This is a genomic window from Pseudomonas sp. DCA-1, from assembly GCF_046523955.1.
Classification (GTDB): Bacteria; Pseudomonadota; Gammaproteobacteria; order Pseudomonadales; family Pseudomonadaceae; genus Aquipseudomonas; species Aquipseudomonas putida_Y.
Genome location: NZ_CP169881.1, coordinates 3,348,929 through 3,373,833 on the forward strand (window position 1 = coordinate 3,348,929; position 24,905 = coordinate 3,373,833).

A 24,905-nucleotide genomic window follows, 5' to 3' on the forward strand; every position below is an offset into this window, starting at 1 on the left:
AGATCGTGTCCCGGGAAGTGGTGTAACTGAACCAGCCGAAGGCGCCCTGCGGGCGAAAGAGGATGGTCATCGTGGTTCTTGGCTAACGTTGAGTTTGCGAAGACCAAACACTCACCAGAGAAACCACGATGACCAAGCCCACTATCGCATTGACCGAGTTGGTTGAGAAAGGGGCAGACGCTGATCTGCTCAAGCAAATGATCCAGTTCGTTGCCCAGCGCATGATGGAGTTCGACGTCGAAGGCCTGTGCGGCGCGGGCTTCGATGTCAAAAGCCCAGACCGGACAAATAGCCGTAATGGCTACCGCGATCGTCTTTGGCAAACCCGCGCAGGCGACGTCGACCTTAAGATTCCCAAGCTGCGCCAAGGCAGCTATTTCCCTGGTTTCCTTGAACCTCGACGCACCGCTGAGAAAGCCATGGCGGCAGTCATCCAGGAGGCCTACATCCAAGGCGTTTCAACACGCTCAGTGGACGAGCTGGTCAAAGCCATGGGCATGACCGGCATCTCCAAAAGCCAGGTCTCACGGCTAGCTGGTGAGATCGATGAGCGCGTTCACGCCTTCCTTGACCGCCCGCTTGAGGGCGACTGGCCCTATCTCTGGATCGATGCCACCTACGTCAAAGTGCGGGAGGCCGGACGCATCGTCTCGGTCGCCGTAATAATCGCCGTGGCCGTGAACACCGACGGTGGCCGCGAAGTCCTGGGCATGCGGGTTGGGCCGTCAGAGGCTGAGCCGTTCTGGACAGACTTCCTGCGCAGCCTCACGCGACGTGGCTTGCGGGGCGTGAAACTGGTCATCTCCGACGCCCACGAAGGGCTCAAGGCGGCTGTTTCCAAGGTCTTCAACGCGACCTGGCAGCGCTGCCGTGTGCATTTCATGCGTAATGCCATGGCCCACGTCGGCAAAGGTCAGCGCACCATGGTGGCGGCCCTACTGCGCACAGTCTTCGCCCAGGACAGCCGTGCCGAATGCCATCAGCAATGGCGTTTGGTCGCTGATCAGCTACGCGAAAAATACCCCAAGATCGCGACACTCATGGACGGCTGCGAGGATGAAGTGCTGGCTCACATGGCGTTTCCAAAAGCGCACCGACAGCAATTACACAGCACCAATCCACTGGAGCGGCTTAACGCGGAGATCAAACGCCGCACCGACGTCGTAGGCATCTTTCCCAACGATCCTGCAATCACACGGCTGGTAGGCGCGATGCTGCTGGAGCAGAACGACGAGTGGTGCCTGCAACGGCGTTACATGCAGTTGGAGGCCTTTGAGGCAGTCAGCGATAATCCACAGGCCAAGCTGTCGGCCGTGATCAACTAAACGGCGAACTCAGCGGCCAGAACCATGATGAGTTACACCACTTCCCGGGACACGATCTGATCGCATGCACTACTTGCTCAACGCGCCCACTCGGCCAGCCCATCTCAGCAAGGGCTGATGCAGCCTTGTTCGCCGACAACGTCGAAGCCTGCCCACGTAACGGCGAATGCTTTTCCACTGCCACACAGTCGTGCAGCACCGTCGCCGCAAGCAAGATTTCAAGGTCGCCACCCTCTACCCGCTGGATCCGGTGCGCATTGACCCACACGCGCTGAATATGGGCCAAGTCGTGGGAGCCATCACGCTGGTCGGACGGCAGATACTTCAGCAAGTCAGTGGCAAGAGACTGATAAGGGGCAAACGCTTCGCGGGTCATCTTCGGTAGGTTCCATTTCCGGTGAATGCACGGGTTCACGGGTGCCGTCCGGACGCTGCCTTGGGCAAGTACCGAGAGCCTGCATGTCGGTTTCAAAGCCTGTACAGCACTGGCAGGAGCAGCCTTGTGCTGCAATGAGGATGTTACTGCCAAAGTAATTCCTCAGCCCTATCAGCACCTTGCTACTAAGTATTTCCGTCAACAACACGTTTGTTACTGGGAGCACTTGTATTCGATCAGCAAGGAGTCAATGGATGTCCGCTCGCTTTTCCTCCCCCGCCACCCGTATTCGCCAAACCGCACTAGCGGTCAGCTTCGCGGGCTCGCTGCTGGGCACTGCAAATGCCAGGGCTGAGCCAGTGGATTACAGCACCCCGGCAGATTCGTTAGCCAGCGCTGAACAGGATGGCGCCATGGAGCTTGCGGCAACCACCGTCTCCAGCATGGCCCTGGGTGCCACCACCGAAGGCACCGGCAGCTACACCACCGGCTCGGTCAATACCGCAACCGGGCTGCGGCTGTCGGCACGCGAGACACCCCAATCGGTCAGCGTGGTCACCCGCCAGCAGATTGAAGACCAGAACCTGAACGATGTTGCCCAGGTGCTTGAACAGACACCGGGCGTGGTCGTTGACAGCATGGGGCCCGCCGGCAGCGACGCCAACCATATCTACGTGCGCGGCTTCGAGGTCGGCAGCATCCAGGTGGACGGCATCAACCGCCCCGATACCTTTGGCTTCAGGGACGACCTCTCCGACATGGTGTCGTATGACCGGGTAGAGGTAGTGCGCGGTGCCACGGGCCTGATGTCCGGCACTGGCGACCCGGGCGCCACCGTCAACCTGATCCGCAAGAAGCCGACCCTGGAAACACAACGCAAGCTGACCTTGAAAGCGGGCTCGTGGGACAACTACCGCACCGAACTAGACGTTTCTGGCAAGTTGACGCAAAGCGGCAATGTCCGCGGGCGTTTTGTCGCCTCCAATACCGACAGCCAGAGCTACGTCGACCGCCAATCGCTGGAACGGCAGGTGGCCTATGGGGTGCTGGAGTGGGACATCACCGACAGCACGATGCTGACAGCGGGTGCGGAATATCAGGAGATGGACAACGACGGGGCAGGCAACCACGGCTTCCCGATGTTCAATTCAGATGGCAGTCACTTCAGCCCCTCCCGCACGTTCAATTCAGCTTCGGACTGGAGCTATCACAAGCGTCGCACCAAGACGGTATTCACTACGCTGGAGCATCAACTGGACAACGGCTGGCAGTTGAAAGTGAATGCCGAACACAGCCGTCGCAGCTATGACGACACCTTTGCCACGGCTGCCAGCGGCACCGTCAAGCCCGATGGCAGTGGCATCAGCACCTGGACGGGGCGTTGGGCCGGCGAGCCCCGGCAGACCTCGTTCGACCTGTCGGCGTCGGGCCCGTTCGAGCTGTTTTCACGCGAGCACCAGGCCTACCTCGGGGCCAGTCACTACCGCGCCTACTACCGCAACGACGGTTACCCACTGTGGACGATCCAGACCATCGACAACATTTACACCTGGGACGGTTCGCTGGCGATACCAGACGCCATCCATGCCAAGTCCTCGGAGGACGCGCTGGATGAAACCCAGGACGGCCTGGTGGCTTCGGTACGCTGGAGCCTGGCCGATGACCTGTCGCTGATTACCGGGGCGCGGCTGATCGACTGGAAACGCGACGAAACCTCTACCACCCTGTCGTCCGGCGCGACAAGCCGCACTTCGCGTAGCGAAACCGGAGTCGTCACGCCCTACCTTGGCCTGGTGTATGACCTCAACGAGCACTGGTCGGCGTATGCCAGTTACACCACCATTTTCAAACCGCAGAGCAACAAGGATATCAACGGGACCTACCTGGACCCGTTGGAAGGCGTTAACTACGAGCTCGGTCTGAAGAGTGAGTTCTGGGACCAGCGCCTGACCGCGGCTTTCAGCGTTTTCGAGGTACACCAGGACAACCTGGCGGTAGCCGACGGAAGCAACCTGGCGCCAGACGGCAACCAGGCCTACCGTGCCGAGTCGGGTACCAAGACACGCGGTTTCGAGATGGAAATGGCGGGCGAGGTTTTGCCTGATTGGCAGGTCTCGGCCAGCTACACCTATGCGGTGAGCAAGGATTCGGATGGCGACCGCCTGAACACTGAAATACCGCGAGACACCTTGAAACTGTTCACCAGCTACCGCCTGCCGACCCTGCCACAGTTGAAGGTCGGGGGTGGTGTGCGCTGGCAGGGTACCGAGTATTACAAGAGCGCCGGGCCCAACAACGAAACGTTCACCCAGGACCCCTACAGCGTGGTCGACCTGATGGCTCAATATGCCTTCACGCCGCAGACCAGCGTTTCACTGAACCTCAACAACGTGTTTGACAAAACCTACTACACGGCGATTGGCGCGCGCGGCTGGTATGGCAGCCCACGCAGCGCCACGGCCACGTTGGTGTACGCGTTCTGACCCGCCAAGGCGACGCCTGATTGCCCCCTGAGTTCGCTGATCAGAACACCGACCATCCGATCCGCGAACTGAGCAGCTCAAGCGCCGCCATCCCGGCCAGGGAGTTGCCCGCAGCATTCAGCTCTGGCGACCACACGCATACGGTAAATTGCCCCGGCACGATCGCCACGATACCGCCACCCACGCCACTCTTGCCAGGCAAACCCACCCTGAAGGCAAAATTCCCCGCCTCGTCATACAGCCCGCTGGTGGCCATGATCGAGTTCACTTGTTGGGTCTGGCGCCGCGTCAGGATCTGCTCACCGCTGTGCTTGCAGAACCCATCATTGGCCAGGAAGCAGAATGCCCGCGCCAGGTCCAGGCAGTTCATTTGCAGTGCGCAGTAACTGAAGTAACTGCGCAGCACCGTCTCGACCTCGTTGTGGAAGTTGCCAAATGACTGCATCAGGTACGCCATGGCAGCGTTGCGCGCGCGAAACTGATATTCCGAATCAGCGACCCGGGTATTGATCGAGATGTGAGGGTTGCCTGAAAGCCGTCGGACAAAATCGCGCATCGACAACGTGGGGGCCGCGAAGCGCGACTGATTGATATCGCAGATCACCAATGCCCCGGCATTGATGAACGGGTTACGCGGCCGCCCGCGCTCGAACTCCAGCTGCACCAACGAGTTGAACGGCTGCCCCGAAGGCTCATGCCCCAGCCGCTCCCAAATGGCTTCCCCCGAATGGCCAATGGCCTGAACCAGGCTGAACACCTTGGAAATGCTCTGCACCGAGAATGGCACCTGCGCGTCGCCTGCGCAGTGATAACTGCCATCGTTGCCATAGACAGCGATGCCCAGCTGGTTCGCCGGCACGTCCGCCAGCGCGGGAATGTAGTCAGCGACTTTGCCCTTGCCGATCAAGGGACGTACTTCTTCGAGAATCTCGTTCAACAGCGTTTGCATGGAAGGCCCTGTATCAATCCCCAGACGACGGCGAGGGGCAGTCTTCTTGACGAAGACCGAGCGGGAGAGATCACACATTCAGAAACAAATCACCGTAAGCGTCGTCATCGCCAGGAAGATCGCCGCGCGTTACGGCCGTGAAGGCAGCTGTAAAAAGCTGCGAGGGCCGGCCACGCGCCGCACCGATGTTGTGGGAATTTCCCCAACGATCCGGCCATCACGCGGCTGGCATGGGTCGATGCTGTTGGACCAGAATGACGAGTGATGCCTGCTCAGACGCTACACGTAGTGGGAGGTTTACGAGGCGGTCAGCGATAATCCACAAGCCTCACATGCCTGTGGAAAGTGAAGAAAAAAACGGCATAATCGCGAATTCTGAAGATTTTGTGAGCCAACTTAAAAAAAGCACAGCGCTCACGCCCAAACTGAAGGAAAGATACATGCGGGCAGCGGGATAAAGGCCTGCTATCTCCGGGAAGCCTTCAACGGTGAAGACATTGGTCAGCCTTCACCTGTAAGCGGCGCCTTCGTGCAGCTATTCGACCCAGAACAGTACATTACTCGACCAGGTGAGCGGGTTTCGAAGTGGCGGGTGGAATTCAACGGACTCGGAGATATGACTTACTGCGCGACCGTAGAGCGCACTGCGCAAGTTACAGAGCTTCCGAGGCGGTGTTCGACTATATCGAGCTGACCGCGCAACAAGTGCTTGCCGCCCAGCGCTCAGCCGCTCAAGCGCATCAGGGAGCAGAGACACAGACGGATGCATAGTGTTGAGTGGGAGAGCGTCTATTCATGGAACGAAAAGCAAGCCGCGCAGCCCCGCGACTGGGTTATCCGTAGCGCTCACCCTGGCAGGGTAGAACGGATCGAAGCGTGGATTGGGGTTTCAAAAATCAATGAATACGGCGAATGCACTGAGCAGCAAACAGAGGCTCGCGACAGCCGTTAAATGCACGCGCATCGGCAGATACCACCCAGGCACCGCTTGCGCCAGTTTGCGATCCTGCCAAAGATGGCCAATAAAACCAAAGGTCAACACCAGACACCCCACCGGCACAGGCAGCAACGTGCCAACCCAACCGATCAGGGCCGGTATAACGCTCCACACCAGTCGCTCTTGACGCTGCTTCGCGGACAAACCCTGCAACGTCATGGCAAACCCCCAGTGCAGGGCACCGACGAAGCTCAATATCACCGCGCCATAGCCAACCAGCATCATCGAGAAAAACGCTCGATACTCAGCCCAAAAAAGGATGAGCAGCGTCAACCCAATAAACGGCAGCAGACCGCCGTACCCCAGGGCAGCGAAGCGGCTTGGAGATAACGCAGTAGCATCGGTATTCATCTGGGCGCCCCTTCGCGACGGTTCAGGACCGGACGTCAACTGTGTCGTCCAATGAGGTTCAGGAATTCGTGCCGCGTAGAGGGGTCGTCGCGAAATTCACCTAACATCACGGATGTCATCATCACCGAGTTCTGCTTCTCTACCCCGCGCATCATCATGCACATATGCTTGGCTTCGATCACGACCGCCACTCCTGCAGCATCCGTGACTTCCTGCACGGCATACGCAATTTGCCGCGTGAGGTTTTCCTGTATCTGTAAACGACGAGCGAACATGTCCACCACGCGTGCAACCTTGGAAAGGCCTAACACGCGTCCTGTTGGCAGGTACGCGACATGAGCCTTGCCAATAAACGGCAGCATGTGGTGTTCGCACAATGAGTAGAGCTCAATGTCACGCACCACAATCATTTCATCGTTTTCACTCTCGAACAGAGCACCGTTTACAACCTCGTGAAGATCCTGGGCATACCCGTTGCACAAGTACTGCATCGCTTTTGCCGCACGCTGGGGTGTGTCCAGAAGCCCTTCGCGCTGCGGGTTCTCACCAATGCCGACGAGGATTTCATGAAAGTGCTCGGCTAACGAATGTGACATTTGGACTCCTCACCGCTACAGCGGTGCCCGCCATCGGGATGTGGTAGCCAGGCCAAGTGTGGCCTCAATCGACAGAACAGCCTGTAAAGAACCGAAAGCACGGGACGTAACGGACGCCAGGACAGTGGCGCGACCCACAGGCCCACATCCGCAGCACGCCAACTCCACAAGGTGGCGTCCAAGCCTGTAACCCAGTGCCCGCTCGCGAACCTTCCATGCAGGCATGACCTCAGTTGTTCAACCGTGAAGCCCAACGCCCCTGCATCGAAATCATTAGCACTGATGTCAACCAGTGTGAGCTTTCCACCGGTCGAGTGCCTGCGCAGGAAGGCGATCTCCCGAGCGCACAATGGGCAGGCGCCGTCGAAGTACAGGGTGAAGGGCCACTTGCAATACATGTACAACCTCTCATGCTTGTACAGGTTTTTGTATAAGTTAGCTGAAACCAGGAAATTCGCAATGGGGGGGGTTATAGGGGGGCTGGGGGTGTTCGCCGGTGGATTTGTGTTGCCGGTGAGATCGAGCGCCGCCCGCGCGGCGCATCGCGAGCTGCGCTCGCTCCTACGTTTGTTTCGGGCCAATGATTCCTGGGGGATTTGCGCGCGAACGCCTTGGCGCATGGCGCGATATCGCGTCGTACAAACAAGGCGGTCGCGCGCGCCTCTCACAGGCATTACTGGCCCGAAACAAACGTAGGAGCGAGCGCAGCTCGCGATGCGCCGCGCGGGCGGCGCGCGATCTCACTGCCACCAAACCTCCCATGGCAGGCACCCTCCACTCGCCGCACCCGGATTTGCTAAGATCGCGGCCTTTCCGCTGGATGAACTGCGTATTCACTCGAGCCCTTTGCAGCCTGCTGGAACACCCGATGAACAAACTGATTCTGCCTTTCACCATCTTCGTTAGCGTCATCATCACGGGGAAGATCGCCGAGCATTACGGCCTGGAGGGCAGCTGGAAAGTCGGCCTACTGTGCCTCGTTGCAGCTGCCGTCCAGATCGCGGTTACCCGCTTTCAGCGCCACCAGCGGCACAAAGCCGAGCTTTAAAGGGCGCGGGGCCCTCTGGATGATCACGTTATGGGGACCTTTCTTTCACCCAATTTTCACAGTGGCTTGGGCAGGATGAAGCTATCCCTACGTGATAGTACTTAGCCCGCCTCGGCGGGCTTTCTTTTGCCCGCATATTTCCTATCGACGTTTTGAGGAACGGGAGCGGGTCGAAAAATCAGAAATTACCCCTTCCTTGTAGGCCATTTCCCAAAGATACTCCTCGCGCCTGATTTTCGTTGCACATGGAAATAGTCAGCCCTAGTCTCGATCCGTCGCTGCCAATTCAGCGACCGGTTTTGACAGACCGCTGACGTTGTCCTCATGTGCTCGCTTTCATGGCGGCTGTACGTGTGGGCACCCTGTGGTGCGCCGAGTGCCAACGTCTCGGTCTGTCAACCCGCGTACAGCTGCCACCATCTTGTTTGACAGCAAGGTTGAGGTAGCTCCACTTTCCGACGTTGGAGTTACGCCATGCTCAAGATCGTTCCAGATCCACCCCACAGAACCCTCTGCCTTGAAGACACCCTGATCCAGGCCACGGATTACGCGCTTTGCGCTGCGACCGTCGTGCATCAGGCAATGCTGCTGCAGCCCAAGTCACCCGCGTCGATTCTGATGATGGCCTCGATGCATGAACTGGAGACCTTGAGAGCTTTACTCGAGTCCGCAATAGCCCAAGTGCAGATGCCCAGTGAGCCTCGGACTATGCATTGACGTGTCGCTGATGTACTGCCTGGGCCGGCCTCTCTGCGGATACCCCCTCCCAGGCACTCCCTCAGCCTTGAAGACTGCCGTGCTCCTGTAGGAGCGGTTCACCCGCGAATAGGCCCGTACAGGCTGAAGCAATCTTGGGGAAACTGAACAATGTCCACAGAAGAAACCAAATTCACCGTCGGCAAAACCACCTTCTACCAAGGTGAAAACCAGACCCATCCCCTCTTCCGCATCGAAGCCGGTATCCCTTGCCAAAGCGCACGTGAACAGGCGTCCGAGCTGATGGGCTATGCACGGGACATGACCCTGGATGGATTGATGGAAGACAAACCTCAGTTGATCTGGGCTTCGCACTACCTTTGCGCGTTGGCCAAGGCACTGATGGATGATGCGGAACTGGGCATGATGCGCTGAATGACTCATCATTGACTGGGTGCCTTCAAGACCTATACGACTCCGGGTTTTGAAGGCGACTCAGCGACTTAGCCCCTTGCATCTTTTCTTGCTGGACGCGGTCCAAGATTCAGTTCCATCGATTGCGACATCAAAGCCGAATCTTCACGCAAAGGCTCCGGCGCGCCAACTTCATGAAATCCGCTCGCTTTGTACAAGTTCATCGCCGGGCTATCTGCAATCGTCACACCCAGACGAACACGTGCCGCACCGTGATCCTCAGCCCATTTGATAGCTCTCTCAAGCAAGGCACTCCCAGCTCCGATCCCACGTGCATCAGGCGCAACCCACATCTGGAAAATCTCGACAACGCCTGGCTCAACGTCGGATGCCTTGCACCACACCAAGCCACACGCCTCATTATTTAAATGAGCGAAGAAAGCTTGAGCAATGCTGGAGCTAGCGACGGCGGATACGCGGGTACGCCAATCATCGTCGTCCCGGCCTGATTCGCGCTCATGAGTACTCGCGAAAGCCTCCTGAGAGTCACGCAGGGCCCGCAGACGTAGATCCCGATAAGATTGCCAATCAGTTGCTTCTACAGGGCGAATAGCGAGCATACCACCTCCATTGTGCATTGCTTCAGCGAGAGCTAATGGCGCGTCAGAAGATATTCGTATTATTGGATTGAGCGCTGTATTTAGGCTACAGCCCGGGTACGCTTGGATGTGTATGCCTACTGAGGTTCGATGACCCATCGTCCGCGTAACATGCCTTTCAGCTCATCGACACTGAGGGTCATGTCGCGCTTGCGGTGGACTACCGCATGACAGTTGGCACATAACGTTACGAGGTCTGTCTCAGGATTCACAGCCTGTTCTCCACCAAATTTCGAAATAGGTACTACGTGATGAACGTGAATGAAGCCCTTTGCATGTTCGCCGTAAGCCTGCTCGAAATCAAAACCGCATGCTTTGCAGTGAAGCCCGTGAATAGCGATGGCCTTCATCCTAAGATCTTTCCGGCGTTCGTATAGGGTGCCAAAGTAGCTTGTCTTGCTGCCTTCATTAGCCGATTCAAATGTAATCGGATCGTCTTCTGATTGCGGAAGAGCAGTATTCAACCGCGAATCTAAAAGCTTCGCGTGGCTTAAGATAGCGTCGTAATCAGACTGAGAAATGAGCCGAACCCCGTCACGCCAGTAGTTACTCGCGCGGCTGCCGGGGATAGTCTCCATGTACGCGCCGTCGATTTTTGCGGGAACAGCGCTTTCAAATGGAATGAAATTTTCAATCAAAGCAAAAAGATCACCCTTATTACTACTGCTATCTGCGTAGACCTTGCCTATACGTGCCTTGCCAAAATAGTGCGGATTGGCACTCAGACGGACCGAGGCAAAGGCTTTATCTTTTATACGCCCTTTGTAGTAAACAACCTCGGTTCCCTGAGCGAGCAAGGTTTGGTAACGCTTGGGGAAGTGATAGACAGCGCCTGTCTGGTCTTCCCACTGTGATGTATCGTTTTCAACGATGACGACGGGCATTCCATTTTCCTCTCGACTGACGGCAGAAGCCTATCAAAAAAGAGGAATTTTCCTACAGCGCAGTGGAAAAAGGACAACATTCCTGCGTGATCACAGTCGCCCTAACCGCTCAAGCGAATTCTCTGCAAGGGTGGTTTTGCGTAGCTCAACGGTTTTCAAGATAGTGGTATAAGCGTCCAATCCATGCGGTTTCAGTGACGTAATCGATTCAAAAAAAAGACGAAACGGCACGGCTACAGACCGTTTCGCTCAAACCTGCCCCCAGGGGAAATTGCGTTTCTCGTTGGGTTTATGAATTCCATTTCTTTCTTGCGCGCTTCGAGCCTGAAGAGGCATGACACCAGGCGAGCACCGACGGCAGCACAGCCACTAAACTTGAGGGCTGATGGCAGCTTTGGCCTCAGAAGCGCTCATCACCGATAGCCGGCAAGATCAGTTCCCGTACGAACGAAGCCCCGGACAAGCGCAACAGCGCGTCGACCATAGTGACCACATCATGCACCGGTACCTGGCGCCGCTCGCCACGTGCTGCGGCTTGTGCCAATGGAGTGTTCAGGGAGTCGTCGGTATTCAGATAACCCAGTTGAAGCACGGTCACCGCCAGGTTGTCATCCCTAAAACCTTCGCGCAGCGCATCAGCCATGCCGTTGAGGGCGAACTTTGAGGCGCCGAACGCTACCTCCGGGCGCCCACTCTGGCGAAGAGCTGAGGTCGAACCGGTGAGGATCAACTGCGGCCGGGGCGCGCCAAGCAACTTGGGCACCAGGCGCTTGAGCAGAAGCAGCGTGGCCGTGATATTCACCTCGACCAGCCTGGTGATCGATTCGTCGCTGTCGTCAAGGAATGCATAGTGCTCGCTGAAGGCGTGTTCTTCCCAGATGCCAACGTTGTAGATCAGGACATCCAGATCGGCAGGAGTCCGATCCGCGATCTGTGCTACAGCCGCCGTAGGCTTGGCAAGGTCGGCATCGACCCACTGCAGATCGATGCCCGGGGCAAGGGCCAAGTCTGGCGGCTGATTGCGTGATACGCCGATCAGCGTGTCCCCTGGCTTGCCGAGCCCTTCGAGCAAAGCCCGGCCCAACCCTCTGCCGGCGCCTACGATCATCATCTTCATCTGTTGCTCCTTTTAACTGAAATGCTCCAAGCTTCCCTGGGCCGCTCAAGTCCAGCGGACATTCAGTACGACGAAGTGCAGCAGGATCCAGACCATCAACAGCAGATGGGTCAGTTGCAACCCTTCCTGGCGGATCCAGTAGCCGAACCATATCCCGCCCAACAGCATCGCGAACAGGAACCCGAGCGTTGCGCTCAAGGCCAGGTTCAACCAGGGCCGCGCCACCTCCAGGCCGGCGCCAAGCAGCAATTCATAGCAGCCAACCCAAGCCGCGAGAACGGCGGCTGCCTGTGTCAGCACTATGGTCGACAAGGCCAAGCGATGGATGGCGTGAGAGGTCATCGCTCGCACCAGCAGAGGGAGGCTGATTCCGGGAGGTTGGGCCAGCGGCGCCATCGACATGGTCTCCCCGATCGCCCCGGCTGAGCTGGCAAAGGCCTGCAGGTTGTTGATCAGGCTGATACTCAGCCACAGGCTCAAGCCAACGCAGCAGGTGATCTGGAAAATCAGCAGTGAAGTCGGAGTGTCCATTCCTGGTCCTTTGTGAGTTCGTTTCCGAAAGCAGCGAGAGCGTCCGGACGCCACTCTAAAACCTTGACTTAACTCGAGGTCAATACCGGTTTTCCAATAAGGCAGCCAGGGGCGACAACCTCAACCGTTTGTTCAAGCCGCCTGTAAGTCTTAGAAGTTTGTCGAGGTCTTGGGCGACCGACCGAGCCGCGCCGATCAACGCCACAGGTATTACCCACTGGAGGATCCGGGATAGAGCCAACCGGTTTGCTATGCTCTCTACTTCGGCTGGCCTGAAGGCGCCGAGCGTGTGCGGCATTGGCCAAGATGCTTGAGATTTTTCTATCCGCGTTTGTGAAAAAACGAACCAAGGAGTGGAGTAACAGACATGCCAGCTTGCCCCCTACCCTCTGATGAAGCACTTCGTCAGCGCACACTTGATGACATGAACTTGGTCGATACGCCGGCCGAGCATTATCTTGATACCTTGGTACGACTCACCCAAGAACTAGCCCAGGTCGAGACCGTTCTGATCAGCCTAATCGATCAGGATCGGCAGTGGTTCAAGGCTCGGATCGGCATCGAGGTAAGCGAGACGAAACGCAATGTGTCCTTTTGCGGCTACGCGATTCTCGGCGAAGATACCTTGATGGTTTCCGACGCCAGGTGCGACTCACGCTTCGAGGACAATCCCCTCGTGCTGAACCCACCCTATATCCGGTTCTATGCGGGCCACCCGTTACGTGCCTCAAATGGCAAAGCCATTGGCACCCTGTGCATGTTCGATCCTCGGCCGCGGAAGCTCAGCGAAGCGCAACAGGCTAATTTTCGGGACTTAGCCACGCTCACCGAGGGTTATTTGCAACTGCGGAGCCTAGCTCAGGTCAATCGCGCCTTGCGTGTTGAAATGGATCGCGGGCAGCGCAGGGCTTTGCTTGATCCTTTGACACAACTATGGAACCGCGGGGCGTTGGCAGCATTTCAGAATCGAGAGCTTCGTTTGGCTGAAGAGCGAGGTTTACAGCTAGGTGCCGTATACGCAGACCTCGACCGTTTCAAATCCGTCAATGACGAGCATGGCCACGATGCCGGCGATAAAGTGCTCTGCGAGTGTGCCCGCCGACTGCGGGCTACGCTTCGGCCAGATGACCTGCTGGTACGCCAGGGAGGAGAGGAGTTCGTGGCCCTGCTACGGGTTAAAGATAGCCAAGAATTAACGCAGATTGCGGAGCGCTTGCGTCAGTCAATCGGCAGCGCGCCGTTTTTGATACCCGGCGGCCCTCGGAAAATGACCATCAGCATTGGATGCACCCTGCTTACCCCTGGTGAGCAGATTGATGATGCAATAAAGCGCGCTGACGGCGGTCTCTATGCGGCCAAACATGGGGGGCGTGACCAAGTTGTCTATGTGCCAGCGTTATCCTGAGGAAGTTAAGACTCGGTAACATGGGGCGAGACTCTACCTATACGAGATGCGCTAGCGTATTGGCCACCCCGGTCTCCAAGTGGGTTCTCCTTCGCAAGCGTGTCGAGCCAAGGCCGCCCTGGAGGCGCTGATTCGCGCCGCCGGGGCAGTTCGCAGCTCATCCCTGAGTTTTTTTGCTGCGGTACTCGGTGGTGGTCATGCCGGCGTAGCCCCAGTTATCGGTGTCGACCTCCTCGATCACGATATGGGTGAGCTCAGGTTTCTTTCCGAGCACTCGCTGCAAGGTCTCGGTGATTTCCTTGATGACCTGGGCTTTCTGATCACGGGTGACGCCGTCGCGAGTGATGCGGACGCTGACGAAGGGCATGGTATTACTCCTATGGGCTGGGGAAATCAGGGCACGGAGGCGGGATGCCTCCCCGTTACGTTCAGCCTATTACCATTTGCCGACACTCATACCGCCGTCGACCGGCAACACCACGCCCGTGGTGAACCCGGCGTTGGCCAGGTAAAGCACGGCGTCGGCAATGTCGCTTACGCGGCCGATGTGTCCGGCCGGTTGCAGGCCGTTGAGGAAGTCGAAGCTGGCCGGATCGTGCATCGGCGTCTCGATGATGCCGGGAGCCACCGCGTTAACCTGGATGTTGTGCGACGACAGCTCCAGCGCCAGCGCGCGGGTGACCTGGTTGAGCCCCCCCTTGATCAGCACCGGCAGGGCGGCGGGCACGGCGATGTTGGGTTGCAGCGCCACAGCGGCGGTGATGTTGATGATGTGGCCCTGACGCCGCTCGATCATGTGCGCGGCGGCGGCCTGGGAGGCGTAGACCACGCCCTTGAGGTTGGTCTCCAGCATGCCTTGGATGTCTTCCGGGCTGTATTCGATGAAGGGTTTGGGCAGGAAGAAGCCAGCATTGTTGACCAACACGTCGACCTGGCCGAAGGCATCGATGCTGGCCTGAATCAGGCGGCGGGCGGTCTCAGGCTTGGCGATATCGCCGGCCACGCCGATGAAGGCGGGGCTGTCCAGTTGTGCCTTGGCCTCGGCGAGGCGTTCGGCGGAGCGAGCATTGCCGACCACATTGAAGCCACTGGCGAGGAAAGCCTTGGCCAGGCCGAAGCCGATGCCGCTGGAGGCGCCGGTGATCACTACCGTTTTGCTGTTGCTCATGTCGTATCTCCCAATCCGGTGGCACCGAAGAGCGCCGTTGGGAGGACTATATTTTTGCTTCAGATAAGGATAAATATGGCAGCGAGAACTTCAGTTGATACATGGTGTAATCAATGCAGCGGCATTTCGACGACGTCCTACTCGGCAGCATCGAGCTGTTCTGTCTGGCGGCGGAGCTAGGCAGCTTCACCGCAGCCGGTCTCGCGGCGGGCGTGACGCCGGCAGCGGTCAGTCGCTCGATCAGCCGCCTGGAAGAGCGCTTGGGCTCCAGACTGTTCGTCCGTACCACTCGCAGCATCCGTCTTACCGAGGGCGGGCGAGGCTACTACGAACAGTGTCGTCAGGCGCTGACCCAGCTGGTGGAGGCCGAACGGGTAGTGACCGGGCAGCAGCAGGAGCCTTCGGGCACGCTGCGCATCAGCCTGCCCACGACCTACGGGCACCACCGCATCCTGCCGTTGCTGCCCGAGTTTCGCCGGCGCTACCCGAAGGTGCAGGTCGACATCCACTTGGGCAACCGCAATATCGACTTTGTCGGCGAGGGCTACGACCTGGCCATCCGCGTGCGTGCACAACCGGATTCGACCCTGATCGCCCGGCCGCTGGAAGACGCCCGGCTGGTGGTGGTGGCCACTCCAGATTACTTGGCACACGCGGGCGAGCCGCAGAGCCTTGAAGAACTGGCGCGGCATGACTGCATCCAGTTCGAACTGCCCAGCAGCGGCCGGCGCATCGCCTGGCTGTTCGACAAGGGGGGCTGCGAACGGGAAGTCCTCACCCAGGGCGGCTGCGTCTGCTCGGACGACGTGCTCGGTGGCGTGACCTTGGCCAAGCACGGCGCGGGACTGTTCCAGACCTACCGCTTCATCGTCGAGCGCGAGCTGGCCGAGGGCTCGCTGGTCGAGGTGCTGCGGCCCTTCGCGGGCCGCTCGCGGCCGTTCACCCTGCTATATCCCCAGGGCCGGCACATGCCGTTGCGCCTGCGAGCATTCGTCGACTTCATCATGGACAAGCGGCGCCAGTGGGCCGCTGGCAGCTGAGGGGACGTATCACTCTGTATCAGTGCCATGGTGGATGCGGCGCCGATGGGCCAGCCTGTAGTTGGCCTTGGATCGATGTCGGGTTTAGCACCTGCCGGCCCAGCACCGGGCCAAGCCGGTGGCATGGATGGACTCACGCTCACCTCAGACGCACGCCACGATCTCGACCGAGGTTAAGCAGCACAACCTCAAATTCGGTGGAGCGCCTGCCTCGGCGGTCAACGACTACAGCATTTCGCTCTACACCCACGTCGATCCTGGCGAGGTTGACGGCATGAGAATTCGCGGTGGTGTTACCCTGAGAAGTCACGCAAAAGTCACGCAAATGAAAAAGGCCACTCCTTTCGGAAATGGCCTAAGTCATTGAAATATATGGTCGGGACGGAGTGATTCGAACACTCGACCCCTTGCACCCCATTCAGTTAATTATAAGCATTCAGCGGAAATCAGTAGCATTCAAAAGAATTACCGAAAGCTAGCAACCATGGGGCTTTCAGACTAATATTTGGTCTAACCCAGTCCAGAGATTTCTACAGAGAGCCACTGCCACGGTAGGGGTATAAGTAGGGGTTTTTTGGGGCATCCTTCCGCCTGCAAGGGGTAGACAATGGCCAAGATAACCGTCAGAGAGCTCGAATCGCTCACTGCTGAGGATCACGGAAAAACCATCCGAGACGATGGCAACCTACTAGGCAAAGTTATCTCTCGTCAGAAAGGCGTCTCGGTGAGCTTCTATTACCGTTTCAAATGGGATGGAAAACACAAAGACTATGCTTGCGGCACCTGGGCCAAAAATGGCAGCAAGAGTAGAACACTATCTGAAATTCGATCTGAGCATAGAAGGGCAAGTCAACAAGTATCTGACGGTATTGACCCGACATCTGCCAAGAAAGCCGCCAAAATTGAAGCCCAAGCAAGCATCTCCGCCACCATTGCAGAGGCCGAACGCCATGCAGCGGAAAACAAGACTTTTGCAGACTTGTTCGACGAATGGTTGCGCGACGGTGTCTCCCGACAGGATGACAACGCGGAGCTGTGAATCGCCCCTGGTTTCGTAGACACCTCCAAGCCTCATAATGAGGCCCAAATAGGAGGTGCCATGAGTCGTCAGCGTTACCCCGAAGAGTTCAAGATCGAAGCGGTCAAGCAAGTGACCGAGAAAGGCAAACCCGTCGCCGATGTCGCCCAGCGCCTGGGCATGTCCGTACATAGCCTTTACGCCTGGATCAAGGTCTACACCAAGCCCCAAGAGCAGCGTCAGCAAGACGACGATCAGCAGGCCGAATTGCGCAAGCTACGCGCTGAACTCAAGCGCGTGACTGAAGAGCGAGACATCTTAAAAAAGGCCGCCGCGTACTTTGCCAAGGAGTGCGGCTGAAGTACGCCTTCATCAAGAAGCACTCGACTGATTACCCGGTGCGGCGCCTTTGCCAAACCCTCAAGGTGCACCCCAGCGGCTACTACGCCTGGCTGGCCGAGCCTCAATCTGCCCGAGCAAAAGAAGATCAACGTCTGCTTGGCTTGATCAAGCACGCTTGGCTAGAAAGCGGAGGTGTATACGGCTACCGCAAAATTCACGATGACCTACGTGAGCTGGGAGAGGAATGCGGACGAAATCGAGTCGGGCGCTTGATGCAGGCGGAGGGGCTGCGTTCGCAAACGGGCTATCGGCGGCGTCCAGGGTTTTACGGTGGAAAACCAACAGTGGCCTCGCCCAACCACCTCGCGCGGCAGTTCAAGGTCAGTGAGCCGAACAAGGTCTGGGTGACAGATATCACTTACATCCGCACCTATGAAGGATGGCTCTATCTAGCGGTAGTGCTGGATCTGTTCTCACGCCAAGTAATTGGTTGGTCAATGAAGCCAAGGATGTGCAGCGACCTGGCTATCGACGCAATGTTGATGGCTGTGTGGCGACGCAAGCCACAGCAGCAAGTGATGATTCACTCAGATCAAGGTAGTCAGTTCAGTAGCTCAGATTGGCAAAGCTTCTTGAAGGCTAACAATGTAATCAGCAGCATGAGTCGGCGGGGAAACTGCCACGACAATGCCGTAGCCGAGAGCTTTTTCCAACTTTTGAAGCGGGAGCGCATCCGACGAAAGATCTACACAACCCGTGAAGAAGCCCGAAGTGATATTTTCGATTACATCGAAATGTTCTATAACCCTAAACGCCGACACAGCAGTGCTATGCAGCTGTCTCCAATAGAGTATGAGAAACGCTATTTCCTGAGCTTGGAGAGTGTCTAGGAAACCAGGGGCGATTCACTGCAGCGCAGTTTCAAGAAAGACGTACTGCCTGTCATTGGCAAAAAACCATTGCGTGCCCTGACAGAGAAAGACTTGTTAGCTTCTTTACGCGCAGTTCGTACGCGTGGTCTAAACCGCACTGTGGTTATCCTATACAACGACATTGGACAGATGCTGCGCTGGGCCGAAAAGCGCAAACCGTGGCGATCGTTGATGATTGACGGCAACCCAATCGACTTGATCGATGTGCGGACACTGCTAGACCACGACTATCAAGAAGAACGTGACCGCCTGCTCTCTCCCGACGAAATCCATGAACTACAAGGCGTCTTTGCTCGCCTGGAGCATGACTATGACACCCTACCCGTCGGCCGGAAATACTCCGGCATCCGTCCTGTTAACTCTCGCGTGCAGTGCGCAGTATGGATCTGCCTAAGCACCCTCTGCCGGATAGGTGAGCTACTCAAAGCTGAATGGAAAAATGTGGACCTGGAGAAAGGCACTTGGTTCATCCCAGCACAGGCCACAAAAGGACGTAAAGGCAAGCGCCAGGATCACCATGTATTTCTATCACAATTTGCTTTGGCACAGTTCAAACGCTTGCAGGAAGAAACTGGAAGTAGCCCTTTCTGCTTCCCCAGCAAACACGGTGAATGCCATGTTGATACCAAGACCGTGAGTAAACTGATTGGTGATCGGCAGTGCCGGTTCAAGAAGCGCAGCAAACCATTGTCAGGTCGTCACCATGACGATTCGCTAGTGCTGAACAACGGCACAAAGGGTGAATGGACCCCACACGACCTTCGCCGTACCGGGGCGACCATGATGCAAGAACTTGGCGTCACTCTAGAGATTATTGATCGTTGCCAAAATCACCTGCTCGCAGGCTCCAAAGTACGCAGGCACTACCTCCACCATGATTATGCCAAGGAAAAAACTGAAGCATGGCGCCTCCTTGGAGACAGACTAGAAACAATACTGGCCTAGGAAAGAAATGAGCCGGGGGTGGGTAACTGAACGTTGAAGCCCAGCTCGTCAAGGCAGATGTCTCATGAGCATTTTGGCATCGATCCTATTGTGCTGGAGCTGCCGCTATCGCATCGGAAGCGAGGTGCGCTGGGAGCAGCTTACGCACGCGCTCAGCTCTTGAGTGGCCGGAAAGCCGCGCAACTGTGGGCAAACTGCTTAGATCAGCTTCGGAACAACACTAAGCGAGCGCTTGCAGATTAATCTGGCGCCCCCTGGCTTGAAGCCCCAACTGTTACGTCTCTGCCTTCTTTCTTTCCCGTAACACGCTAACCGAGTTTGGCGGAGGGTCCGGGATTCGAACTCAACAGGATAGTTCGATGTGTCAAGATTTTTTGGTTAAAAATCAATATTATATGGAAATCAGTTCGAATGTAGCGTAGTCATTATCAGCAGTTTTCCACTCCCGACCACCGGTATCCACTGAGTGACGTGCGGACGCTCTAGAGCAGCTACTTGGGCGTATTTTAGAGCTTGGTACGTTCTGTCCTATTCCGCTGTGTTCCTTCCACATCCAGGCTGTGAGTGGGGGACCAAATGGGGGACCAGATTTGAAGTTTGGAGGCTTCCGCCATGCCCAAGCTCACCGCGAAACAGGTTGAAACCCTTACCGACTTCGGCAAGTACGACGATGGTGACGGCCTTCGCCTGGTCATCCGTAAATCCGGAAAAGCATGGGTTTTGCGTTACCAACTCGCGGGCAAGCGTAAGGAAATCGGCTTGGGCCCCTATCCTCGCTATGGATTAAAGGAGGCCCGCTCGCGCGCCGACACCCACAGGGCATTGATCCGCGATGGCATCGATCCATTGGTACGGAAAGCCGAAACACACCAGGAAGTCGAAGAGCTGCCCGGGTTGCTCAAGAGAAAGGGCTGGAGAACACTTTCCGCACTTGCGCCCTAGACTTCATTGCAACCCATCGGGCTGGCTGGAAAAATGCCAAACACGCGCAACAGTGGACCAACACCCTGACCTCTTACGCTTTCCCATTCATTGGCGACACCCCCGTCGACAGCGTTGACGTCGAAGGTGTTTTGAATGTGTTGAAGCCTATCTGGACCAGAGTGCCTGAAACTGCTCGCAGGGTGCGCAATCGGCTCGAGCTGGTCCTCGACTACGCCAAGGCCAAAGAGCTGCGCCGCGGCGAGAATCCAGCCCGCTGGCGCGGTCATTTGGAGAAACTGCTGCCATCCGGAAGGAGTCTCAGCAAACATCACCATCACCCGGCGATGCCTTGGGCAGAAGTGCCCGCATTTGTCCAACAGGTGCGCACTTTGCCCGGAATCGGCCCGCGCGTGCTGGAGTTCATCATCCTTACCGCCGTGCGTACTAGCGAAGCATTGAACGCACGCTGGGACGAGTTCGATCTGGATGCCGGCGTCTGGGCCATACCTGAGGATCGAATGAAAGCCGGCGTTGCTCACCGAGTACCGCTCCCCCCTCAGGCTGTTGCATTGCTTAAATCCATGCAACACCCAATACGATCCTTTGTTTTCGAGCACCACAAGCGTGGGCAGCCGGTGTCAAACATGATTGGCCTCATGCAGATGCGCCGGATGGGCTTCGGGCATTTTACCGTGCATGGCTTTCGCTCCAGCTTCCGCGACTGGTGCGCCGAATGCACTAGTGCGCCTCGCGAAGTCGCCGAGATGGCGCTTGCTCATGCAGTAGAAAATCGCGTCGAAGCGGCTTACCGCCGAGGTGATTTGTTCACTAAGCGCATAGGGCTAATGCAGCAGTGGGCAGACTTTCTCGACAACGCTAAATGAAAGGGCGTTAGCCAAGACCGGTACAAATTGAAGCAGCGTTACGATTAGGCGGCGTGCTGAATAGACATAGGGATTGAAGGACACACGGGCAGGTTCTTCACTGTGAGACTTCATATCAACCTGAGCATTGAATGGTAATCTCCAAGATGGATTCTAGGATATGATATGACTCGCATCTGGCATGCGGGCCGTTGAAATAAAGGGGTTTCTACGTTCCCTTAAAAAGGAATAGCCTTGATTCTGGACTTCTTTCCAAGGATTTCAATTACTGGCTCGGCCTCAACTGATGACAGCACAATCGTTCACGGCCTGGCGCTGGGAAAAACAGGACCATGATATAGAGTCCATGCCTGGACAAGGCCCTAGACATTCGACGTATGCGCGCAGCGTGAAGGCGAAGATGTTGGACAGCCTTCAACACTCGCCGCCGACGTGACTTCACGACTTAAATTTCAAGAGAGAAGCCGGCCGAAGGCGGGAGGAAGAATCCAGCATGACCGCAAATTAGCTTTCGAAGACACTAGACCACGGCTCTGGGAAACGCCTCGCTAAGGGCTCTAGTCAACCACTCCATAAACCACTCCGCATCAATGCTCAGCTGTTGTGATGGAGTTAAAAGATAATACGCCTCCATGAAAGCAGACTGCTCTACACACTGCACCAAGGTGCCATCCTTTAACTCGTCACTGACAAGCACCTCTGTCGCCAATGCGACACCGTAACCACGCTCAGCCTGGTGGAGTACCAGCTCGTTGCTGATATGCGAAGCGTCAGCTTTGACGCGGATTTTGAGGCCCTGAGCAGCGAACCAAGCATTCCAGCACGTTCCGTCATCAACGTGTATCAGCTGACAGCTTGGCAGCTCAGCAAGCGTGGGTCGTTTAGGCAGGTTAGCGAGATACCCAGGCGAACAGACCGCAAATGCCTCTGGACGAATCAAAACTTTTCGTATGCCTGAAAGGTTGCTCGGTAACCCATAAGCAATTCCCAAATCGGCCTGCCGATGCTCCACTGAGGTAAAGGAGGAATTTGGCTCAATAGCGACTTTCAGCCCCGGTCGTAACTCTCGTAGTTCACCAATGCGAGGAGTCAACCAACGTGAGGCGAACGCCGGAGCGCAAAGGATTCGCAGCCAGCGCTCCTCAGCTCTTTGCGATTGACGGGCTCCCGCCTCTACCAAGATCTGAAGCGCCTGCGATGCAGCTTGGTAATAGTCCGCTCCGGCGGCAGTCAAGATCACGCCTCTTGGTGTTCGATCAAAAAGTCGAACACCCAGCCAATCCTCCAAAATTTTCACATGCCTACCGATGGCAGGCTGCGTAACGTGCAGGGCTTGGGAAGCTGCAACGTAACTGCCCAAGCGAGCGGCGGCCTCAAATGCACGGACTGCGTTCAGGGGGGGCAGACGGTCAATATTCAAGCCCGGACCTCCGGTGTTAGTTTTTTTAATACCTAAGCGAAGTTTATTCTGCTTTTCGGATTAACTCAAGTTCACGATACTCGAAACCAGCGTACGAACTCTCATAGAGGATCTAATCATATTAGGCATTATAGCAACAATAAGGCTATTCCCTTCCACGTCGACGTCAAGAGGCACTGGCAGCGCCATCTGCTCAGATGAGGCCTTGGCTAACGGACCGTCGCTGAGCGACAAACGGCATACGTAACGAGGAAAACTTCCAGAAAACGTTCAAGCGCACTGCAGCCTGACTACAAACTTGTAGAATTCAACTGTGGGCTCAATAATAATATCTGCCATTCATCACTCACGAAATACCTGTTTTAGAAGGAGATCCAGGCCATGACGTCAACAGTCGACACAGCACTCCAGAAGGTTACGCTACGACTGATACCGTATCTACTTTTACTTTATGTAGTTGCCTATATTGATCGTGCGAACATTAGCTTTGCTGCACTGGAGATGAATGCATCGCTGGGTTTTGATGCAAGTATTTACGGACTCGCAGCGGGCATATTTTTCATCGGATACTTTATCTTTGAGGTACCCAGCAACATCTTACTCGCTAAATTCGGCGCCAAAATATGGATCGCGCGCATTCTAATGAGTTGGGGAGTTGTGGTCATTTTGACTGGTTTCGTTCAAAATGCAACTCAGCTTCATATTTTAAGATTTTTGCTGGGACTCGCTGAAGCAGGATTATTTCCAGGTCTGATTTACTACATGGCCTCATGGTTCCCAAAGAAGAGCATGGCAAAGAACGTGGCTATGTTTATGTCTGCGATTCCTGTGGCTTATATCATCGGCGGCCCAATTTCAGGTTGGTTGATTGACAATGTTACGGGCCTTAGCCTGGAAGGCTGGCGCTGGATGTTCATCATTGAAGGTGCTGCAGCTGTCGTTCTTGCACCAATTACCTACTTCTACTTGACAGATAGCCCGCCGAAGGCGCACTGGCTGACTGAAGACGAAAAGCAGGCATTATTGTTGGAAGTCAATGCCGGTGGATCGGCTACGATGCACGAGCAGGATCATAGTGCTTTCACCCACCCTACTGTCTGGTATCTGTCGGCCCTGTACTTTTTTTACATCAGCGGAACGCTTGGATTGATGTACTTTCTACCACAAATAGTTAAGCAACTATCAGGTACAGCTTCGGCAACTCAGGTAGGCTTGATCTCTGCAATACCCTACATCGTGGGCGGCGTATTTATGAACGCGTGGGCGAGACGTTCCGATCGCAAAAGTGAGCGCTACGCACATGCGGCGGCCCCATTGCTGTTAGTGATCTTGGCTTACGCAGCGATGATCAGCGGGCAACTTACAAGTACCGTAAGCATGTTGGGAGCACTGATCGTTGCGATCGTTGGAGTTTTTGCATTCAACGGGCCATTCTGGTCTATTCCTAGCCAGTTACTACCGAGAAAAAGTTCTGCAGCCGGAATAGCCATTATCAACTCATGCGGTGGTCTAGGTGGATTCGCCGGCCCATACCTCATGGGTTATTTGTCTAAAATAAGCGGCAGCAACCAACTTGGGCTTTCCATTTTGTGTGGTTTTCTAGTGGCAAGCACCATCATGCTGTTAGCGCTCAAAAAAAACAAACGATTGGGAGGCATCAAATGCGAGTCCATTTCCTAGCTCATATGCCAAGAGCTGGCATCGGCAACATCGAGTATTGGGCGCGTGAGCGAAGCCACACTTTAACTGGCACAAACTTGCACGAACAAATCATTTGGCCCAAACTATCTAGCTTTGACCTATTGGTGGTATTAGGAGGAAACCCAGAGGAATGCGAGGCCTGGCTCCAGGACGAGATCGAATTTATCAAGGAATCCATTCTAGCCGGCAAAAAAGTCCTAGGTATTTGCCTCGGTTCACAACTACTCGCTGAGGCACTAGGAGGGAAGCTGGTTCCTCATACGCACTCTGAATCAGGCTGGTTGCCCGTCTTGCTGAATGACGCTGGAACTCAGAGCAGGCTATTGAAAGGCGTGGCTAATAAAACACCTCTTTATTTTTTTCACCGGAATACCTTCATCCTTCCGGAAACATGTATTCTGCTTGGTTCAACAGAGGCATGTCGCAACCAGATTTTCTCGTGGAATGACCAGGTTCTGGGATTCCAAGCCCACCCAGAAATGCTACCGGAGACGATGGAATATCTCTGGAAACATAAGTCAACAGCATTACCAACTGGCGAACACAATAAAATGTCCGAAAAGGACTCTGAGGAACTGATGAAAATCATAGTCGCTCGTCAATTCATGTTCAGAGTTCTAGACAATCTCGTTAACGCCTAATCAACCCTCTTAAATACCCAGTAACGACAACTTCAGCTCTGCCAAAAACCATCCTTGGG

Annotated in this window: 26 protein-coding genes and 3 pseudogenes; 17 read left to right on the plus strand and 12 right to left on the minus strand. The window is 56.0% G+C overall.

The window, feature by feature from the left end; translation table 11 throughout:
• Positions 1 to 128 precede the first annotated feature (128 nt).
• Complete coding sequence (locus ACE4QZ_RS15735; protein ID WP_004575957.1) at positions 129 to 1,325, plus strand: IS256 family transposase; 1,197 nt, start codon at positions 129 to 131, stop codon at positions 1,323 to 1,325.
• A gap of 52 nt (positions 1,326 to 1,377) precedes the next feature.
• Here the strand turns inward: ACE4QZ_RS15735 and ACE4QZ_RS15740 are convergent.
• Positions 1,378 to 1,701 (minus strand): annotated as a pseudogene (locus ACE4QZ_RS15740) (HD domain-containing protein); the annotation flags it as partial.
• A 254-nt stretch (positions 1,702 to 1,955) separates the two neighbouring features.
• Between ACE4QZ_RS15740 and ACE4QZ_RS15745 the strand changes: the two are divergent.
• Positions 1,956 to 4,184 carry a TonB-dependent siderophore receptor gene (locus ACE4QZ_RS15745; RefSeq protein WP_021785004.1) on the plus strand — a complete coding sequence of 743 codons (2,229 nt, stop codon included), beginning with the start codon at positions 1,956 to 1,958 and terminating at the stop codon, positions 4,182 to 4,184.
• Between the two features lie 40 nt (positions 4,185 to 4,224).
• Here ACE4QZ_RS15745 and glsB read toward each other — a convergent pair whose 3' ends face one another.
• On the minus strand, positions 4,225 to 5,133 hold the full coding sequence (gene glsB, locus ACE4QZ_RS15750; protein ID WP_014591518.1) for a glutaminase B: 909 nt from the start codon (positions 5,131 to 5,133) through the stop codon (positions 4,225 to 4,227).
• A gap of 46 nt (positions 5,134 to 5,179) precedes the next feature.
• On the opposite strand from glsB, the gene ACE4QZ_RS15755 reads away from it, so the two are divergent.
• Positions 5,180 to 5,398, plus strand: coding sequence for a hypothetical protein (locus tag ACE4QZ_RS15755; protein ID WP_143514734.1), 219 nt, complete (start codon positions 5,180 to 5,182; stop codon positions 5,396 to 5,398).
• Positions 5,399 to 6,022: 624 nt separating this feature from the next.
• Here ACE4QZ_RS15755 and ACE4QZ_RS15760 read toward each other — a convergent pair.
• Genes ACE4QZ_RS15760 through ACE4QZ_RS15770 form a run of 3 tightly spaced genes read right to left on the minus strand, consistent with a single transcriptional unit; the run spans position 6,023 to position 7,475 of the window.
• Positions 6,023 to 6,481, minus strand: a complete 459-nt coding sequence (locus ACE4QZ_RS15760) for a DUF3429 domain-containing protein (protein WP_084850490.1) — start codon at positions 6,479 to 6,481, stop codon at positions 6,023 to 6,025.
• A gap of 35 nt (positions 6,482 to 6,516) precedes the next feature.
• Positions 6,517 to 7,077, minus strand: a complete 561-nt coding sequence (gene folE / locus ACE4QZ_RS15765) for a GTP cyclohydrolase I FolE (protein ID WP_084850491.1) — start codon at positions 7,075 to 7,077, stop codon at positions 6,517 to 6,519.
• Positions 7,062 to 7,475: a thiol-disulfide oxidoreductase DCC family protein gene (locus ACE4QZ_RS15770; RefSeq protein WP_084850632.1), complete on the minus strand. Its 414-nt coding sequence runs from the start codon at positions 7,473 to 7,475 to the stop codon at positions 7,062 to 7,064. The genes folE and ACE4QZ_RS15770 overlap by 16 nt, the downstream gene beginning before the upstream one ends.
• Before the next feature lie 470 nt (positions 7,476 to 7,945).
• Between ACE4QZ_RS15770 and ACE4QZ_RS15775 the strand changes: the two genes are divergently transcribed.
• The 3 genes from ACE4QZ_RS15775 to ACE4QZ_RS15785 all read left to right on the plus strand — a co-directional run bounded on the left by ACE4QZ_RS15775 (position 7,946) and on the right by ACE4QZ_RS15785 (position 9,256).
• Positions 7,946 to 8,125 (plus strand): hypothetical protein, encoded by a 180-nt coding sequence (locus tag ACE4QZ_RS15775; protein ID WP_021784867.1) that lies wholly within the window; start codon positions 7,946 to 7,948, stop codon positions 8,123 to 8,125.
• Between the two features lie 474 nt (positions 8,126 to 8,599).
• Positions 8,600 to 8,842 carry a hypothetical protein gene (locus ACE4QZ_RS15780; protein WP_021784868.1) on the plus strand — a complete coding sequence of 81 codons (243 nt, stop codon included), beginning with the start codon at positions 8,600 to 8,602 and terminating at the stop codon, positions 8,840 to 8,842.
• Between the two features lie 150 nt (positions 8,843 to 8,992).
• Entirely contained in the window at positions 8,993 to 9,256 is a 264-nt protein-coding gene (locus tag ACE4QZ_RS15785) for a DUF3077 domain-containing protein (protein WP_003250694.1), read from the plus strand.
• A 68-nt stretch (positions 9,257 to 9,324) separates the two neighbouring features.
• Here ACE4QZ_RS15785 and ACE4QZ_RS15790 read toward each other — a convergent pair whose 3' ends face one another.
• The 4 genes from ACE4QZ_RS15790 to ACE4QZ_RS15805 form a co-directional block, all read right to left on the minus strand.
• Complete coding sequence (locus ACE4QZ_RS15790; protein ID WP_021784869.1) at positions 9,325 to 9,855, minus strand: GNAT family N-acetyltransferase; 531 nt, start codon at positions 9,853 to 9,855, stop codon at positions 9,325 to 9,327.
• Between the two features lie 116 nt (positions 9,856 to 9,971).
• The gene (locus ACE4QZ_RS15795) at positions 9,972 to 10,778 is read right to left on the minus strand and encodes an HNH endonuclease (RefSeq protein WP_021784870.1); all 807 of its coding nucleotides are present in this window, start codon (positions 10,776 to 10,778) and stop codon (positions 9,972 to 9,974) included.
• A gap of 400 nt (positions 10,779 to 11,178) precedes the next feature.
• Positions 11,179 to 11,895, minus strand: coding sequence for an SDR family NAD(P)-dependent oxidoreductase (locus ACE4QZ_RS15800; protein ID WP_021784871.1), 717 nt, complete (start codon positions 11,893 to 11,895; stop codon positions 11,179 to 11,181).
• 45 nt (positions 11,896 to 11,940) lie between these two features.
• The gene (locus ACE4QZ_RS15805) at positions 11,941 to 12,426 is read right to left on the minus strand and encodes a DUF2165 domain-containing protein (protein WP_021784872.1); all 486 of its coding nucleotides are present in this window, start codon (positions 12,424 to 12,426) and stop codon (positions 11,941 to 11,943) included.
• Between the two features lie 367 nt (positions 12,427 to 12,793).
• On the opposite strand from ACE4QZ_RS15805, the gene ACE4QZ_RS15810 reads away from it, so the two are divergent.
• Positions 12,794 to 13,831: a sensor domain-containing diguanylate cyclase gene (locus tag ACE4QZ_RS15810; RefSeq protein WP_021784874.1), complete on the plus strand. Its 1,038-nt coding sequence runs from the start codon at positions 12,794 to 12,796 to the stop codon at positions 13,829 to 13,831.
• A gap of 157 nt (positions 13,832 to 13,988) precedes the next feature.
• Here ACE4QZ_RS15810 and ACE4QZ_RS15815 read toward each other — a convergent pair whose 3' ends face one another.
• Positions 13,989 to 14,198: a tautomerase family protein gene (locus ACE4QZ_RS15815; protein WP_014753565.1), complete on the minus strand. Its 210-nt coding sequence runs from the start codon at positions 14,196 to 14,198 to the stop codon at positions 13,989 to 13,991.
• A gap of 69 nt (positions 14,199 to 14,267) precedes the next feature.
• On the minus strand, positions 14,268 to 14,999 hold the full coding sequence (locus ACE4QZ_RS15820) for an SDR family NAD(P)-dependent oxidoreductase (protein WP_021784875.1): 732 nt from the start codon (positions 14,997 to 14,999) through the stop codon (positions 14,268 to 14,270).
• Positions 15,000 to 15,112: 113 nt separating this feature from the next.
• Here ACE4QZ_RS15820 and ACE4QZ_RS15825 point away from each other — a divergent pair, with 113 nt between their 5' ends.
• The 8 genes and pseudogenes from ACE4QZ_RS15825 (at position 15,113) to ACE4QZ_RS15860 (ending at position 21,084) form a co-directional block, all read left to right on the plus strand.
• Entirely contained in the window at positions 15,113 to 16,039 is a 927-nt protein-coding gene (locus tag ACE4QZ_RS15825) for a LysR family transcriptional regulator (protein WP_021784876.1), read from the plus strand.
• A 127-nt stretch (positions 16,040 to 16,166) separates the two neighbouring features.
• Positions 16,167 to 16,406 carry a hypothetical protein gene (locus tag ACE4QZ_RS15830; RefSeq protein ID WP_021784877.1) on the plus strand — a complete coding sequence of 80 codons (240 nt, stop codon included), beginning with the start codon at positions 16,167 to 16,169 and terminating at the stop codon, positions 16,404 to 16,406.
• A 240-nt stretch (positions 16,407 to 16,646) separates the two neighbouring features.
• The gene (locus ACE4QZ_RS15835) at positions 16,647 to 17,078 is read left to right on the plus strand and encodes an Arm DNA-binding domain-containing protein (protein ID WP_410480091.1); all 432 of its coding nucleotides are present in this window, start codon (positions 16,647 to 16,649) and stop codon (positions 17,076 to 17,078) included.
• A 60-nt stretch (positions 17,079 to 17,138) separates the two neighbouring features.
• Positions 17,139 to 18,289 (plus strand): IS3 family transposase gene (locus ACE4QZ_RS15840; RefSeq protein ID WP_087785413.1). Its coding sequence is split into 2 segments (ribosomal slippage): positions 17,139 to 17,373 and positions 17,373 to 18,289, totalling 1,152 coding nucleotides; the frame shifts between segments, so codons are not numbered across the junction.
• Positions 18,290 to 18,307: 18 nt separating this feature from the next.
• Positions 18,308 to 19,276: pseudogene (locus ACE4QZ_RS15845) on the plus strand (tyrosine-type recombinase/integrase); the annotation flags it as partial.
• 51 nt (positions 19,277 to 19,327) lie between these two features.
• Positions 19,328 to 19,519, plus strand: a pseudogene (locus ACE4QZ_RS15850) (integrase); the annotation flags it as partial.
• Positions 19,520 to 19,888: 369 nt separating this feature from the next.
• Entirely contained in the window at positions 19,889 to 20,218 is a 330-nt protein-coding gene (locus ACE4QZ_RS15855; RefSeq protein WP_232099756.1) for an Arm DNA-binding domain-containing protein, read from the plus strand.
• A 5-nt stretch (positions 20,219 to 20,223) separates the two neighbouring features.
• Positions 20,224 to 21,084, plus strand: a complete 861-nt coding sequence (locus ACE4QZ_RS15860) for a tyrosine-type recombinase/integrase (RefSeq protein WP_371919409.1) — start codon at positions 20,224 to 20,226, stop codon at positions 21,082 to 21,084.
• A 520-nt stretch (positions 21,085 to 21,604) separates the two neighbouring features.
• Here the strand turns inward: ACE4QZ_RS15860 and ACE4QZ_RS15865 are convergent.
• Entirely contained in the window at positions 21,605 to 22,504 is a 900-nt protein-coding gene (locus tag ACE4QZ_RS15865; RefSeq protein ID WP_103469098.1) for a LysR substrate-binding domain-containing protein, read from the minus strand.
• Positions 22,505 to 22,885: 381 nt separating this feature from the next.
• On the opposite strand from ACE4QZ_RS15865, the gene ACE4QZ_RS15870 reads away from it, so the two are divergent.
• Positions 22,886 to 24,184 carry an MFS transporter gene (locus ACE4QZ_RS15870; RefSeq protein ID WP_103469099.1) on the plus strand — a complete coding sequence of 433 codons (1,299 nt, stop codon included), beginning with the start codon at positions 22,886 to 22,888 and terminating at the stop codon, positions 24,182 to 24,184.
• Complete coding sequence (locus ACE4QZ_RS15875) at positions 24,166 to 24,846, plus strand: type 1 glutamine amidotransferase (protein ID WP_103469100.1); 681 nt, start codon at positions 24,166 to 24,168, stop codon at positions 24,844 to 24,846. The genes ACE4QZ_RS15870 and ACE4QZ_RS15875 overlap by 19 nt, the downstream gene beginning before the upstream one ends.
• Positions 24,847 to 24,905: the final 59 nt, after the last annotated feature.

Coding starts and splice junctions, on each gene's coding strand:
- ACE4QZ_RS15735 (WP_004575957.1), top strand. CDS start 129: ATGACCAAGCCCACTATCGCATTGACCGAGTTGGTTGAGAAAGGGGCA.
- ACE4QZ_RS15745 (WP_021785004.1), top strand. CDS start 1,956: ATGTCCGCTCGCTTTTCCTCCCCCGCCACCCGTATTCGCCAAACCGCA.
- glsB (WP_014591518.1), bottom strand. CDS start 5,133: ATGCAAACGCTGTTGAACGAGATTCTCGAAGAAGTACGTCCCTTGATC.
- ACE4QZ_RS15760 (WP_084850490.1), bottom strand. CDS start 6,481: ATGAATACCGATGCTACTGCGTTATCTCCAAGCCGCTTCGCTGCCCTG.
- folE (WP_084850491.1), bottom strand. CDS start 7,077: ATGTCACATTCGTTAGCCGAGCACTTTCATGAAATCCTCGTCGGCATT.
- ACE4QZ_RS15770 (WP_084850632.1), bottom strand. CDS start 7,475: ATGTATTGCAAGTGGCCCTTCACCCTGTACTTCGACGGCGCCTGCCCA.
- ACE4QZ_RS15775 (WP_021784867.1), top strand. CDS start 7,946: ATGAACAAACTGATTCTGCCTTTCACCATCTTCGTTAGCGTCATCATC.
- ACE4QZ_RS15780 (WP_021784868.1), top strand. CDS start 8,600: ATGCTCAAGATCGTTCCAGATCCACCCCACAGAACCCTCTGCCTTGAA.
- ACE4QZ_RS15785 (WP_003250694.1), top strand. CDS start 8,993: ATGTCCACAGAAGAAACCAAATTCACCGTCGGCAAAACCACCTTCTAC.
- ACE4QZ_RS15790 (WP_021784869.1), bottom strand. CDS start 9,855: ATGCTCGCTATTCGCCCTGTAGAAGCAACTGATTGGCAATCTTATCGG.
- ACE4QZ_RS15795 (WP_021784870.1), bottom strand. CDS start 10,778: ATGCCCGTCGTCATCGTTGAAAACGATACATCACAGTGGGAAGACCAG.
- ACE4QZ_RS15800 (WP_021784871.1), bottom strand. CDS start 11,895: ATGAAGATGATGATCGTAGGCGCCGGCAGAGGGTTGGGCCGGGCTTTG.
- ACE4QZ_RS15805 (WP_021784872.1), bottom strand. CDS start 12,426: ATGGACACTCCGACTTCACTGCTGATTTTCCAGATCACCTGCTGCGTT.
- ACE4QZ_RS15810 (WP_021784874.1), top strand. CDS start 12,794: ATGCCAGCTTGCCCCCTACCCTCTGATGAAGCACTTCGTCAGCGCACA.
- ACE4QZ_RS15815 (WP_014753565.1), bottom strand. CDS start 14,198: ATGCCCTTCGTCAGCGTCCGCATCACTCGCGACGGCGTCACCCGTGAT.
- ACE4QZ_RS15820 (WP_021784875.1), bottom strand. CDS start 14,999: ATGAGCAACAGCAAAACGGTAGTGATCACCGGCGCCTCCAGCGGCATC.
- ACE4QZ_RS15825 (WP_021784876.1), top strand. CDS start 15,113: ATGCAGCGGCATTTCGACGACGTCCTACTCGGCAGCATCGAGCTGTTC.
- ACE4QZ_RS15830 (WP_021784877.1), top strand. CDS start 16,167: ATGGACTCACGCTCACCTCAGACGCACGCCACGATCTCGACCGAGGTT.
- ACE4QZ_RS15835 (WP_410480091.1), top strand. CDS start 16,647: ATGGCCAAGATAACCGTCAGAGAGCTCGAATCGCTCACTGCTGAGGAT.
- ACE4QZ_RS15855 (WP_232099756.1), top strand. CDS start 19,889: ATGCCCAAGCTCACCGCGAAACAGGTTGAAACCCTTACCGACTTCGGC.
- ACE4QZ_RS15870 (WP_103469099.1), top strand. CDS start 22,886: ATGACGTCAACAGTCGACACAGCACTCCAGAAGGTTACGCTACGACTG.
- ACE4QZ_RS15875 (WP_103469100.1), top strand. CDS start 24,166: ATGCGAGTCCATTTCCTAGCTCATATGCCAAGAGCTGGCATCGGCAAC.